The organism is Pantoea ananatis PA13, from assembly GCF_000233595.1.
In the GTDB taxonomy this organism is placed as follows: Bacteria; Pseudomonadota; Gammaproteobacteria; order Enterobacterales; family Enterobacteriaceae; genus Pantoea; species Pantoea ananatis.
The window spans coordinates 3,871,300-3,885,313 of the sequence record NC_017554.1 but is presented as its reverse complement, the minus strand read 5'-3'; the positions used below and the strand labels follow the sequence as shown (position 1 = coordinate 3,885,313).

General features: G+C 52.5%; 12 protein-coding genes. 9 read left to right on the top strand and 3 right to left on the bottom strand.

Going from position 1 to position 14,014, the window contains the following annotated elements:
* Positions 1-18 precede the first annotated feature (18 nt).
* The 8 genes from nadR to PAGR_RS18310 all read left to right on the top strand — a co-directional run bounded on the left by nadR (position 19) and on the right by PAGR_RS18310 (position 9,073).
* Positions 19-1,257 carry a multifunctional transcriptional regulator/nicotinamide-nucleotide adenylyltransferase/ribosylnicotinamide kinase NadR gene (nadR, locus tag PAGR_RS18345; RefSeq protein WP_014606644.1) on the top strand — a complete coding sequence of 413 codons (1,239 nt, stop codon included), beginning with the start codon at positions 19-21 and terminating at the stop codon, positions 1,255-1,257.
* Positions 1,258-1,585: 328 nt separating this feature from the next.
* The gene (locus PAGR_RS18340) at positions 1,586-2,518 is read left to right on the top strand and encodes a winged helix-turn-helix domain-containing protein (RefSeq protein ID WP_014606643.1); all 933 of its coding nucleotides are present in this window, start codon (positions 1,586-1,588) and stop codon (positions 2,516-2,518) included.
* Positions 2,515-2,964, top strand: a complete 450-nt coding sequence (locus tag PAGR_RS18335; RefSeq protein WP_014606642.1) for a YqeJ family protein — start codon at positions 2,515-2,517, stop codon at positions 2,962-2,964. Before PAGR_RS18340 ends, PAGR_RS18335 begins: the two co-directional genes overlap by 4 nt.
* Before the next feature lie 242 nt (positions 2,965-3,206).
* On the top strand, positions 3,207-3,761 hold the full coding sequence (locus PAGR_RS18330) for a fimbrial protein (protein WP_014606641.1): 555 nt from the start codon (positions 3,207-3,209) through the stop codon (positions 3,759-3,761).
* 39 nt (positions 3,762-3,800) lie between these two features.
* A complete protein-coding gene (locus PAGR_RS18325; protein ID WP_014606640.1) occupies positions 3,801-4,490 on the top strand; it encodes a fimbrial biogenesis chaperone in 690 nt (229 codons plus the stop codon).
* Positions 4,491-4,495: 5 nt separating this feature from the next.
* Positions 4,496-7,018 carry a fimbria/pilus outer membrane usher protein gene (locus PAGR_RS18320; protein ID WP_014606639.1) on the top strand — a complete coding sequence of 841 codons (2,523 nt, stop codon included), beginning with the start codon at positions 4,496-4,498 and terminating at the stop codon, positions 7,016-7,018.
* Positions 7,019-7,032: 14 nt separating this feature from the next.
* Entirely contained in the window at positions 7,033-8,316 is a 1,284-nt protein-coding gene (locus PAGR_RS18315) for a fimbrial protein (protein ID WP_014606638.1), read from the top strand.
* Position 8,317: 1 nt separating this feature from the next.
* Entirely contained in the window at positions 8,318-9,073 is a 756-nt protein-coding gene (locus tag PAGR_RS18310) for a fimbrial biogenesis chaperone (protein WP_014606637.1), read from the top strand.
* A gap of 45 nt (positions 9,074-9,118) precedes the next feature.
* On the opposite strand, the gene PAGR_RS18305 is transcribed toward PAGR_RS18310, so the two are convergent.
* Positions 9,119-10,120: a zinc-binding alcohol dehydrogenase family protein gene (locus PAGR_RS18305; RefSeq protein ID WP_014606636.1), complete on the bottom strand. Its 1,002-nt coding sequence runs from the start codon at positions 10,118-10,120 to the stop codon at positions 9,119-9,121.
* A gap of 95 nt (positions 10,121-10,215) precedes the next feature.
* Between PAGR_RS18305 and PAGR_RS18300 the strand changes: the two genes are divergently transcribed.
* On the top strand, positions 10,216-11,112 hold the full coding sequence (locus PAGR_RS18300) for a LysR family transcriptional regulator (protein ID WP_014606635.1): 897 nt from the start codon (positions 10,216-10,218) through the stop codon (positions 11,110-11,112).
* Positions 11,113-11,148: 36 nt separating this feature from the next.
* Here the strand turns inward: PAGR_RS18300 and ettA are convergent, their stop codons facing one another.
* Together ettA and deoR are read right to left on the bottom strand one after the other, a co-directional pair.
* The gene (gene ettA, locus PAGR_RS18295) at positions 11,149-12,816 is read right to left on the bottom strand and encodes an energy-dependent translational throttle protein EttA (RefSeq protein ID WP_013024525.1); all 1,668 of its coding nucleotides are present in this window, start codon (positions 12,814-12,816) and stop codon (positions 11,149-11,151) included.
* Between the two features lie 238 nt (positions 12,817-13,054).
* Positions 13,055-13,819 (bottom strand): DNA-binding transcriptional repressor DeoR, encoded by a 765-nt coding sequence (gene deoR, locus PAGR_RS18290; protein WP_024472311.1) that lies wholly within the window; start codon positions 13,817-13,819, stop codon positions 13,055-13,057.
* Between the last annotated feature and the right edge of the window lie 195 nt (positions 13,820-14,014).

Here is a 14,014-nt window from a genome sequence, read left to right as displayed (position 1 = left end):
TTTTGCAGGAGGCACCACATGTCGGCGTTTGATTATTTAAAAACGGCCATTCGCCAGCAGGGCCACACGCTACAACAGGTGGCCGATGCCAGTGGCATGACCAAAGGGTACTTAAGCCAACTGCTTAACGCGAAAATTAAAAGCCCCAGTGCACAAAAGCTGGAAGCCCTGCACCGTTTTCTCGGTCTGGAGTTTCCACGTCGCGACAAAAAAATTGGGGTGATATTTGGTAAGTTTTATCCGCTACATACCGGCCATATCTATCTGATCCAGCGTGCCTGTAGTCAGGTCGATGAGCTGCATATCATTATGGGCTACGACGAGCCGCGCGATCTGAGCCTGTTTGAAAACAGCGCCATGTCGCAGCAGCCTACCGTTAGCGATCGTCTGCGTTGGTTACTGCAAACCTTCAAGTACCAGAAAAATATTCGCATTCATGCCTTCGATGAAGAGGGCATTGAACCCTATCCACACGGCTGGGATGTGTGGAGTGCAGGGGTGAAAACCTTCCTGGACGAGCAGGGGATTGCCGCAGACTGCATCTATACCAGTGAAGCACCCGATGCCGAAATGTATCAACAGCACCTGGGCATTGAGACGATACTGATCGATCCAAAACGATCGTTTATGAATATCAGCGGCGCGCAGATTCGTCAGGATCCCTTCCGCTTCTGGGAGTATATTCCCACCGAAGTGAAGCCTTTCTTTGTACGCACCGTGGCCATTCTGGGCGGTGAGTCGAGCGGAAAGTCGATGCTGGTGAACAAGCTGGCGAACATCTTTAATACGTCCAGTGCGTGGGAATATGGCCGTGACTATGTTTTTTCCCATCTGGGCGGCGATGAGATGGCACTGCAGTACTCTGACTACGATAAGATCGCGCTGGGCCATGCACAGTACATCGATTTTGCGGTGAAATATGCCAATAAAGTGGCGTTTATCGATACCGACTTTGTCACCACCCAGGCCTTTTGCAAAAAGTATGAGGGACGTGAGCATCCTTTTGTTCAGGCAATGATTGATGAGTATCGCTTTGACCTGGTCATTTTGCTGGAGAATAACGTGCCCTGGGTGGCGGACGGATTGCGCAGCCTGGGCAGCTCTGTGGATCGCCGTGAGTTCCAGAGCATGCTGATCTCGATGCTGGGTGAAAACCACATCGATTTCGTTCATGTGCAGGAAGAAGACTACGATACGCGTTTCCTGCGCTGTATTGAACTGGTGAAAGGAATGCTGGGCGAACAGAGCCCGCTCTAAGGCTTTTACCTTCATACCGGGGCGGGGAAGGAACAAGACGTCGCCCCTTTAATGGCTATTTTTTATTCATATTATTCGCGCCCTCTCTAACCTGAACATGAGAAATAATGGCTCGTGAAAAACCACGTGCAGCCAAATAACGCGCGTAACATTAGAAAACAAAAAAAGAGATTTTGAATTCCCAGGTAACATTATTACGTATTTAAAAACTGATATTATTTCATTTCTTCTGTGTGTTGCTGTTAAATGTAAGTTCAATATTTTTAACTGGTTTATATTGAGGGAATGTTCTTAAGATAGAAATAATGATATACCCGGATGTAATAAGATGAAAAAGATTAGTATTGGTAGCGATGTGGTTTTTTATCCTGGGAAAAGGGAAATTATTAGTCATGATCAGACAGTGAAGTTGCACTCATCGGCCTCCTATTGTTTTGAATTGCTGATCGCGCGCCAGGGCGAAATTGTCGATCATGAAGCATTTTATCAATATGCCTGGCGCCGGTTCGGTATGGAAGTCAGTGCCAATGCCTTATATCAAAGTATTTCCCTGATCAGAAAAGCGCTGCTGGCATGCGATATCCGCCAGGACGTGATCAGAACAATTCCGCGTCGCGGCTTTATGCTTTCAAACGCAATCCTCATTGAGGAATCGACGACTGCGCCTGAAAAGCGTATTTCTGATGAGGAAGCAGTGGCTGGTAAATGTGCCCAGGAAGACGAACAGCGCATTTCGCTCTCACCTTCGGCCAGTGAAGATGAGGTTTCGCCAAATACGACGCAGTCCGTTATTCAGGATGATGAGAATATTTCAGAAAACCTCATTAATGACATGCCGCTTTCTGAACCAAAATCAAAAAAACCGATCGGCGATCCTGAATCTGCTATATTAACACTCAGAAAAAGCGCAAATCGCTATGCGATTTCCCCCCGTCATCTGTTTGTGACAGGGCTGACGGGGTTGACGATACTGATTTGTGGTTTTGCCATCATGGTCTTTTCACTTTACCGCCAGGAAATGGATTTTGTTAAACGCTTTGATATGAATGGATGCGAAATATATGGCAATGAAAAAGCGGATAACAGTCTGGTGGCACGAGTCGCTGTCGATATTAAAGTCGGTTGTACGGAGCGACGAAAAATTTTTATTACAGCGTTCACCAATGGTGAAAGAATTTCAGTTTTACAGTGTAAAAATACCCTTTCACTTTTCGGCTCCCCGGACTGTGTTTCGTATTATTATATAAGGAGTCAGTGGTGAAGTTAACCTTTCTGTTAGCTGTAATCGTGATGACAGCAGCAGGCATTGTCGTATTTATGTTTCGACAGGATTCTGTCCATTGTATAGCAAACATTAATTACATCAGAGGCGGTGAGACATTTTCAGTGATCGCCTCTCACGATATGCGAAACGGTCAGGGTATTATTGCGATTACGGGCCGACTCACCGATAGCGCGCATAAGGTTATCAGCCTGAGTAAAATTATCCGTTTTACTTATCAGCGCGAGGGTGATCTGTATCTTGCGCGATCAACATTAATAGAACCCTCACCGGATAATCAAATGTCTTTAGAGGAGCAACAAAAGTGGCTGCCGGCATTTTTCATTACCGTCGGGGCGACATTTCCGTTTGTCATTAAAAGGACAGGCCTGCAGACGTGGGTATTCTATTCTGGGCCGGTACCGCTTTACCTTTGCGAAAAGTAATGTCGTCAATGTGGCGTTCGCTGTCGTTGCGCGCACGGCCTGGCCTGTTGTTATCTTATGAAATGTCTCTCTTCAGCAACACAGGGTTAACATTATCATATTGAATTTAAATATATTTTTTGTTTTCTAAAGCCTTCTTCACATAAGGTCAGAACACTTCACACACAGTTTCTCTCCCATGCCCCTTATGATTCTCGCCGCCAATGAGCATGTTTATTAATCAGAATCACAAGAGGGAACCAATGAAAGCCAGGTCTTTATCACTCGGCATGACAATTGCCTTATGCGGTGCAAGTTTTATTTCTTTTAATGCTTTTTCCGCATCACAAAATACCATTCGCTTTCAGGGCGAGGTCAATGCACAAACCTGTAACGTTAATGTCAATGATGCAACCGGTAGCCCGATTATTCTGCTGCCAACGGTTTCCACTACCGCGCTGAGTACGGCAAAATCAACCGCCGGAAAAACGCCTTTTACCATTAACTTAACCGGTTGTGTTGCACCGGCATCAGGATCAACGCAGGCAATTAATATTAATCTGGTCGGCAACAACATTTCATCGACTGGTGATTTACTGAATACCGGAACAGCGAAAAACGTGGCACTGCGTTTGCTGGATAGTAGTGATAAAGCGATCGATTTATCTGGCGGTGCGGCGACGGTCAGCGGCATGACGCTGGCGAGCGGAAGTACCAGTGCATCACAAAATTTTTCGGTCGAATATTACAGCGACTCTGGAAGCGCTGGTGCAGGTACAGTTTTGAGTAGCGTCCAATATTCTGTCAGCTATCCATAACTATCAGGCCCTCTTTATTTAAGAGGGCAGGAGAAACCTGTGTTTAAATCTAGCGTTATTTTGTTGCTGATGCTGTCAGCCACTCTGTGTCAGGCGAGTGTGGTACTAAACGGCACCCGGATAATTATTGATGGTTCGAAAAATGAAAAGACCATCCAGTTTACTAACGCAGGCGATCAGCCTGCGCTTATTCAAATTCAGGCAGTGAATCCTGATGCAAATTCAACGCCGCCCTTTGTGGCGCTGCCGCAAATTTTTCGTATAGCACCGGTCGCCGGTCAAACGGTGAAAGTCAACGTCACTGAAAAAAATTTGCCGCAGGACAGAGAGTCGCTGTTTTATCTGGACTACACGGAGCTCCCCTCTGTTAAAAAGGGCGATGAAGATAAAAATAAACTTTATCTGGTTATCAAGAACAGGGTGAAAGTCATCGTTCGTCCCGGGGATCTCGATTTCTCTGTGGATAAAGTCAGACAGGCGCTTTCCTGGCGTATCGAGGGGCACACAATCCTCCTTAAAAATGCGTCTCCCTTTTACGCCAATATTCGCTCGTTTGTCCTGGTAAAAGGTAATCACACGCTTCCCTGGGACGATGCCGTCACGCTGGCACCTTTTAGTGAACAGCGCATTACGCTGAAAAGCCATTCATCCCTCTCTGGATATGCGCTTAATGCCGTCCTGATTAATGATTTTGGCGCCGACGAAAAAATCAACGTAAACGAAAAATAGCAGAAATGAATAAAGCCACATTATTGTTATTCTTCGCTTCGAGCCTGATTGCAGCCAGGGCAAGTCAGGCGGCTGATGCGCAAAATGACTATACGTTTGATCCTGCTTTAATCCGTGAAATGATGCCGGGACAGGTTGCGATGCCCGTTGATTCACAGGATGCCTGGTTTCAGCCTGGCCGTTACGATGTCGATCTTTACCTCAATGGTAAGTTCCAGCAATCCACGGCTCTGCAAATCGTGCGCGCCGAGGGGCCGCTCTCCGTGTGTCTTACCTCGCCGTTTTATCGGGCGTTTGGCGTCAAAACCCCTTATCTGTCCGCCCTGAAGGCGGAAGACTGCGCACGGCCTGAGGCATTTTTGCCCGGCGCGACCGTCAACGTGAATACGGCAAGCTTACGCGTGGATGTGACCATTCCTCAGGCGATGCTGGTCCAGCGGCCCGTAGGCTATATCGCGCCCGAAAACCTGACGGCGGGCGATACCATGGCTTTCGTGAATTACAACCTTAACCAGTTTTATTCCGATTATAAAAATGCGCAGCGTTTTGAATCCACCTATCTGGGCATTAACAGTGGTATGAACGTCGGGATGTGGCGTTTCCGTCAGCAGGGAAATTTCACCCATGACGAGTTCGGCAATCGCTGGCAAAGCGCCCGGGCCTGGGTGCAACGTGCGCTGCCCACTTTACGAAGTGAGGCGGGGATAGGGGAACTTTTTAGTAACGGTGACTTATTTACTGCTGTCAGTTTTAACGGCGTCAGTCTGGACTCTGACGATCGTATGCTGCCGGATTCTGTTCGGGGTTATGCCCCGGTGGTGCGCGGCGTGGCAAACAGTAATGCACGGGTAACAATCTGGCAGGGCAAGCAGCGGATATACCAGACAACCGTGCCGCCGGGTCCGTTTATCATCAATGACCTGAGTCCGGTGAGCTATGGCGGCGATCTCAGCGTTGAGGTTCAGGAGTCTGACGGCAGCCTTCATCGATTTAGCGTGCCTTATGCGGTGTTACCGCAGTCGCTGCGTCCTGGCCGGACGGACTACAACTTTGCTGCCGGTAAAGTCAGGGATTACAGTAAAGACAACGCCTTTACCGAATTAACCGTTAAGCACGGACTGACCAACGCCATCACCCTTAATGGCGGCGTACGGCTGGGCCAACGCTATCATGCTTTGCTGGCCGGCGGCATCTGGGCCTCTGACATCGGCGCAGTGGGATTTAACAGCGCGTATTCTGAAGCCGATCTGAACGGCGGTGAGTCGACCCAGGGATGGCGTTACGCACTGAGTTACAGTCGAACCTTTCAGCCTACCAATACCACACTGACCTTTGCCGGATACCAGTATTCCACTCAGGGTTACCGGGATCTTAACGACGTGATTGCACTGAATAATGCAGAAACGCCCGGCCGCAACCTTATCAACAGCGAATATATGCAGCGTAACCGCCTGCAAATGACCTTTAATCAAACGCTGGGGCAGTGGGGCAATGTCTATCTCTCTGGCTCGAAGCAAAATTACTATGATGGACGCTCCCGGACGACGCAGTTTCAGGTCGGCTATGGCACGGTGCTGCCCAAAAATATCGCGCTGAATATTTCGCTCTCACGCCAGTATTCGCGCAGAGCCTACTCAACCGATCCGCGCATGGCGGTGATGGCCCAGCATGCAGACGATACCTTTTATAAAGATACCCAGTTGCAGGTCAGCCTCTCTGTGCCGTTGGGCTCGGACGCCACCTCACCCTATCTGGCTCTGGGCGGCACGCGGGGAAGCCAGAACGGCAGTAACTACAACGCGTCGCTCAGCGGACTGAGCGGCGAGAGCGGCACCAGCTATAGCGTGAATGTGAATCGCGATCAGCAGCAACGTGATACGACGTTAAGTGGCAGCCTGGGCAAAAAGTTTTCAGAAGCCAGCGTGACCGGTACCGCATCGACCTCTTCGCGGTTTAACCAGATGTCCGTTAACGCGATGGGCGCAGCAGTGATCCACAGCGGCGGCGTGACGTTGGGCAATTATCTCGGCGACACCTTCGCCCTTGTCGAGGCGAAAGGCGCCAGGAACGCCCACGTTCTCAACAGCCAGGGTACCGAGATCGACCGCTTCGGCTATGCCCTGGTGCCGTCGCTTAACCCCTATCACTACAACCGGATTTCGTTGGGAGCCGGCGGCAGCGATAGCCATGTTGAGATACAGGACAGCGAGAAAATCGTCGCGCCCTATGCCGGTGCGATGGTGAAGGTGTCGTTCAGAACCTTACGCGGTTATCCGCTCATGTTAAAGACCCGCACCAATCGCGATAACACGGTGCCGATGGGCGCAGATCTGCTGGACGCGTCGGGCAATCGGGTGGGGACATTTGGTCAGGGCGGCAATGCCTGGTTGCGGGTGGCTAAAACTCAGGGGCAACTGAAGGCCGTCTGGGGAGAGGGCGCACAGTCATCCTGTTTAATTGATTACCGCATCCCGAAACCCAAGCCCGACGCGGTGATCACCTACGCGGATGCCGTCTGTCGTTTTTAGAATCTGAGGTATAAATGATGAAGCGCATTTTAGCGGTAATAACAGTATTTTTTTGGACGGTGTGGCTCCCGGCTCACGCGACCTGCACGCGTATACAGCCGGTCGATCAAGGCTGTGATGCCTGTGGTGCGCCCCTGAATTTCGGCAATATCGGGTTAATGAATCTTCGCTATCAGCCCGCCGGCACCGTGCTGGCCCGTTCGGTGTTTCGGGTGGTGCCGTCTGTGGCTAACAATAATCCCGATCGCGTGTTGTACGAGTGTGACCTTGCTGATAAAGACCAACTGTTTGAAGTCTTCGCCACCAACGGTGACAGCAACGTTGGCGGTGCCTGGGACATGGGGAACAACTATTTCCAGACCTATTTTCCTTTTACCGCATTAAAGCTGGTTCACGTGCGCAGTGGTAAGCCTTTTACCCGTATCTGGCAAAAAGTGCCGCTCACGCAGTATGAGATAGACGGGAACAAAATCAAGATCAGGGGGCGCGATTTCAGCCCCATCAGCGCGGAGCTCATTCGTACCGACAGCAACAACCGCACGCCCGGTTACGCGTCATGGGGCTGCCCCTGGGCGGCAGCCGATAATTATACCGGCGCATACAGTTGTAATCAGCCCAATGGCTATGTGGTGTTTATGGGGCCGGGGATGAATGTGCCCGAAGCGGGTCAGGACAGCTGGAACCATTTTGAAACCTGGGGTTCCGGACGTTATATGGCCTTTGGGATGAATACCGCGCCGGTCGCCACCCTGACGCAAAATATGACCCAGGGCTGCCGGGTAGAAAATTATACCGCAAACGTCATTTTCCCCGGCATCAGCATCAACGGGCTTAATGAAGGCCAGGCCGTGACAGCGCCGCTCAGCATTACCCTGGCCTGTGCAAACGGGACCGAGAACATCTCGGGTATTAACTCAGGCCAGCTCTCTCTGGGCTTCCAGCCAAGTTACGCGGCTTGGCTGCAGGCCGAGCAACTGAGTTTGACGACGACAGGCGGTATCTCGCGCTACCTGGTGTCCGATCGCTATGACAGCGATCCTTCACTGGCAAAAGGCGTCGGCATTCAGTTACAGACGTCCAGTGGTCAGCCTGTCTCCTTTTTGAGCTGGAGCAGCTTCAGCAGTAATGCGGGCTGGCGGCCGGTACTGGAAGACGCGCAGGTTATCAGCGGTGGCCAGCAGAGTGACGAAAAGCTGTACCAGCGTACGTTCAGTGCCCGTCTTGCAAAGATTCCCGGTCAAACAGTGACGGCGGGCCGTGTCGATGCGACCGCATCCATCCTTATTCGGCTGCAATAACATGAAAACGTTTTTTTGGTTAGTTATGTCTATCGCGATTCATGCCCATGCCGCAGTGATTCCACAGCAAAGCCGGCTCATCTTTCATCCTGGCGAGGTACAAATTCCGTTGCTGTTGGTCAACAGTGGTGACGCGCCTGTACTGATCCAGACCTGGATAGACGGCGGTTCACCGGAACGATCACCCGGCAGTAAAGCCTTTCCCTTTGTTGCGCTTCCCGGCGTTTTTACGCTGAATAAAGAGGAAAAAAAGCAGATTGCGGTTCTGCGCACCGAGCTGGCCGCACAGCTGCCAAAGGATCGGGAATCCCTTTACTGGCTCAATCTTTACGAGATCAGCGCAGTGAAAAAAAGCACGCTACGGGCGGACAACGACAAGATCAGCATGGCGCTGAACACTCAGCTTAAAGTGATTAACCGGCCGTTCACGGACATTACGCCCTTTGCGGCACGGGTAAACGCGGTCACCTTTCAGGTAAGAAAAAAGCAGGGACAGTTTTTTATTCAGGCCATGAATCATAGCCGTTACTTTTTTACGCCGGGAAAAATGACGGTGACGGCAGGGGGGAAACGTTATCCCGTTTATCTGGACGGGGATAAAACGCTGGCACCTTTCACCCATAAAGCGTATCCCCTCATGGGTGATGCGCCGCCTTTAGCCACAGGTGAGGGCAGCCTTAACTTTACCGCGCTGGACGATCAGGGGAATCCTCAGGTTTTCACGGCAACGCTGAGCCAGGCTTCGGCTTCCCCGTAACATAACCGTACGCGGGTGCCCGTATTGTCTGGCACCCGCGAGTGATCAGTAAACCATGACAACCTTGCCGCGCATATGGCCTTCCAGCACGCGCTGGTGAGCGGTCTCAAGCGTTTCCACACTCAGGCCATGAAGCGTTTCGTTGAGTGTACTTTGCAGCTTGCCTTCGTCCAGCAGGCTGGCGACGGTATTGAGGATTTCACCCTGCTGCGCCATGTCCGGCGTGTTGTACATGCTGCGCGTATACATGAACTCAAAATGCAGTGCGGCGCTTTTTAACTTCAGTTGATCCATCGACAGCGGATGTTCATTCTCGACGATGGTGCAGATATGGCCCTGAGGGGCGATGAGCTGGCTCATGGTTTCCCAATGGCCGTCGGTGTCGTTAAGGCAGAAAATATAATCGACCTGTTTGATACCGTGCTTTTCCAGCTCCCCAACCATGTCTTTGTAGTTAATGACAAGGTCTGCCCCGCGATCGCGGCACCACTGGGCGGAATCTTCCCGTGAGGCGGTGGCAATCACTTTGGCTTTGCTGCGCATTTTTGCCAGCGGAATGGCCAGCGAACCGACGCCGCCAGCGCCGCCCACGACAAGCAGTGTTTGATCTTCACGTGCGGCTGCCATATCCAGCCGTTCAAACAGGCCTTCCCATGCGGTCAGCGCCGTCAGGGGAATAGCGGCAGAAGCCGCCCAGTCGAGGGTTTTCGGTTTGTGGCCGGTGATGCGTGAATCGACCAACTGCTCCGTACTGTTGCTGCCCGGGCGGGTAATATCGCCCGCGTAGTAAACCTCATCGCCTGGCTTAAAGCCGCTGACTTTGCTGCCGGTTTCCAGTACCACACCGCTGGCATCCCAGCCAAGAATACGCGGCACCTGTAAACCATTTTTGATCGCCCCTTTGTGGACTTTGGTATCCACCGGGTTGACCGAAGCGGCTTTCACCTGGACGCGCAGGTCATATTCGCCAGGCGTGAGGGTTTCTGGAAAAATTTCGACGAAGTTTTTTGGGTTTTCGGGATCGACGGCAATCGCGCGAACAGACATGGTTTATCTCCTGTAGTGTTTTCTCAAGTGTAGAACCCTGAGGCGATACTGATAAGATGGACAATCGTTATTAGCGTGTTCGTCTGAGGTGAACAATGGCGTTTCGTCAGTGGCAGGATATGGCGCTGTTTGCGTTAGTGGCAGAGTGTGGCAGTTTTACCGCCGCGGCAGAACGGGCGAGCTTACCCAAATCCAGCGTCAGTCAGCGCATCAGCCAGCTTGAACAGCGGTTGGGCATTCGCCTGTTAAACCGCACCACGCGCCAGTTAAACCTGACGTTTGCGGGCGAACGCTACCTGCTGCATTGCCAGGAGATGATGCAGGCCAGCGAACGTGCTGAGCAGGCTATTGCCAGTCTGCGGGAAAATCCCAGCGGTCGCCTGCGGATTACCAGCCCGGCGGGTATTGGCGCAACCTTACTGGCCCGCTGCAACGCCGCGTTTTTACGGCGCTATCCGGATGTGACGCTGGATATTTCCATTTCGGATGATATCCGCGATCTGGTGCAGGACGGTTTTGATCTGGCCTTGCGCACCGGCCAGCCGCAGGAGTCGTCTCTGATTGGTCGGCGCGTTGGCTACTGCCAGCGCTCGCTGGTGGCCGCGCAAGCCTATCTCGATCAGCATCCTCCGGTGACCCATCCTCAGCAGTTAGCCGCGCACCGTTGCATTGCGCACCGGGCCTGGAACGAGTGGGTGCTAAAACGGCACGATCAGTATCACCGTTGGCTGCTCCCGCCTGCACACCTCACCGACAATTTACTGTATGCACGCGAATCGGCGTTAGGCAGTGCCGGTATTACGCTTCTGCCGCGCTTTTTAATCGACGGAGAGATGCATGATGCGCGCCTGGTGCAGGTCTTGCCGGAATGGGAAATGGAGGGGAATGAACTGTGGCTGGTGTATCCCAGCCGAAAACTGAACTCACCTGCGCTGATGAAGTACATTGAATTTGCGTTGCAGTCGCCGGTGTTTCGCGAATTCTACCACTGAAGAAAAGAGAAGGGCGGCATCGCTGCCGCCCCTGTGTTACTTAATAATACGCTTGTACTTAATACGCTTCGGCTCCAGCGCATCCGCGCCCAGCGTGCGTTTCTTGTACTCTTCGTATTCGGTAAAGTTACCTTCGAAGAACTCGATCTTGCCTTCATCCTGGTAATCCAGAATGTGGGTCGCGATACGGTCAAGGAACCAACGGTCATGCGAGATCACCATGGCGCAGCCAGGGAACTCAAGCAGGGCGTTTTCCAGCGCGCGCAGGGTTTCAATGTCCAGGTCGTTGGTTGGCTCATCGAGCAGCAGCATGTTGCCGCCAACCTGCAGCAGTTTTGCCAGATGCAGACGACCACGCTCACCACCGGACAGCTCGCCGACACGTTTGCCCTGATCCACGCCTTTAAAGTTAAAGCGTCCGACATAGGCACGGCTTGGCATTTCAGTGTTGCCGATGCGCATAATATCCTGACCGCCGGAGACTTCTTCCCATACGGTTTTGGCATTATCCATGCTGTCACGGAACTGATCGACAGAAGCCAGCTTCACGGTTTCACCCAGCACAATCTCGCCGGAGTCCGGCTGTTCCTGACCGGACATCATGCGGAACAGCGTTGATTTACCGGCGCCGTTCGGGCCGATGATGCCGACGATGGCGCCTTTCGGTACGGAGAACGACAGGCCGTCAATCAGAACGCGGTCACCGTAGGATTTACGCAGGTTGCTGACTTCCAGCACTTTGTCACCCAAGCGGGCACCCGGCGGAATAAACAGCTCGTTGGTTTCGTTACGTTTCTGGTAGTCGGTGTTGTTCAGTTCTTCAAAGCGAGCCAGACGGGCTTTGCCTTTAGACTGCTGGCCTTTTGGCCCTTTACGTACCCACTCCAGCTCTTTCTCGATGGATTTACGACGTGCGGCTTCGGAAGAGGCTTCCTGTGCCAGACGGGCATCTTTCTGCTCCAGCCATGAGGAGTAGTTACCTTCCCACGGAATACCTTCGCCGCGGTCCAGTTCCAGAATCCAGCCAGCAACGTTATCCAGGAAGTAGCGGTCGTGCGTAATCGCTACCACGGTCCCTTCGAAGTCGTGCAGGAAGCGCTCCAGCCAGGCGACAGATTCGGCATCCAGGTGGTTCGTCGGTTCGTCCAGCAGCAGCATGTCGGGCTTTTCCAGCAGCAGGCGGCACAGCGCGACACGGCGACGTTCACCACCAGACAGGTTTGCGACTTTTGCGTCCCAGTCCGGCAGGCGCAGGGCATCGGCGGCGCGTTCCAGCTGCGTGTTCAGGTTATGGCCATCATGTGCCTGAATGATCTCTTCCAGACGTCCCTGCTCGGCAGCCAGCTTATCGAAATCCGCATCTTCTTCAGCGTATAAGGCATAAACCTCATCAAGACGTTTCAGCGCACCGACCACTTCGGACAGGGCTTCTTCAACGGACTCGCGCACGGTGTGCTCAAGGTTAAGCTGCGGTTCCTGTGGCAGGTAGCCGATTTTAATACCGGGCTGTGGGCGAGCTTCACCTTCGATATCTTTATCAATACCGGCCATGATGCGCAGCAGCGTAGATTTACCCGCACCGTTCAGGCCGAGTACACCAATTTTCGCGCCTGGGAAAAAGCTAAGGGAGATGTTCTTGAGAATATGTCGCTTGGGCGGAACTACTTTGCCGACGCGATGCATGCTATAGACGAATTGAGCCACGTTGTATTGAGCCTCTGGGTCTGTTTGTCGTTTGGATGATGTCGAAGTTTAGCCTTTTTCGCCGCCTATTCACAGCCGATGCGCCGGGATAATTCCGCGCAGTCGTGCAGTCAGGCGTAACTGTTTGATTTGTGTCCGCTGTCAGATGGAGCAGCAAACGGCCGCCTTAGCGCAGCGCGTCTGCTGTCCGCGACGAGAATTTAGCAATAGCCTGTTGCCGCCGCGTCACAGAAAAGCGTCAGGGAAGGCGGACGGGAATGTGCTGTTGGGTTAACCACTCACGCAGGGCGGGTTCGGGCGCGCTGTCGCTGACCAGTAAATCAAAGCGGGCGAGCTCGCCAATGCGCGCGGGCAGCACTTTGCCATATTTGCTGCTGTCGGCAACCAAAATACGTTGGCGGGCGCGCAGCATGGCATGGTGTTTCATCGGCAGCTCGTTGAGGTTGTAGCAGGTCGCTCCCTGATCCCGATCTACGCCAGCCGCAGAGATAAACGCCAGGCTGGGACACAGGTCATCCAGAATGGAATGGCCGCCGACGGGCGTGAATAAGGCATTGTCTGCATGAAATTCCCCGCCGCTCAGGATCACGTTGCAGGCGGGTTTTTCTTTCAGCGCCAGAAAGGTATTCATGGCACAGCAGATAGCGGTAAAGGGCAGCTCATCCGGAATCGCATCCACGACATAGGGCAGGGTGGTGCCGCAGTCGAAAAACACCGTGTCGTTTTCACTAATCAGGCTGGCTGCTGCCTGAGCGAGCCGCTGCTTGCGGGCCGCATTTTGGCCATGTTGATCGGAGATGAAATAGTGTCCGGCGTGGTTTCGGGGATCGCTCACAATATAACCGCCCAGCAATACCACGCTCGATGTCGGTTCACTTAAGTCCCGGCGCACGGTCATTTCGGAGACGTCCAGCAGCTGTGCGGCATCTTTCAGATGTAATTTATCGGTGCGCTTAAGTGCCAGAGCCAGTTTGCGAATGCGTTCGTCGCGGCGGGTTTCCATTGTCATTTCTGAACCTGTATTCCTTGAAGAAGACGTCATACGTCAGTGCCTGTCACATTGTTATCGCGCAATTAAATTTACCTGAAATCGCCGTGGTTTTATTGAGGCTGTGACAAATTTCAAAAAATATAAGGTGTTGCGTGCTCACCGGTTAAGATTTTTCATCTTACCCGCAATGTTATTACCCCGCAAACC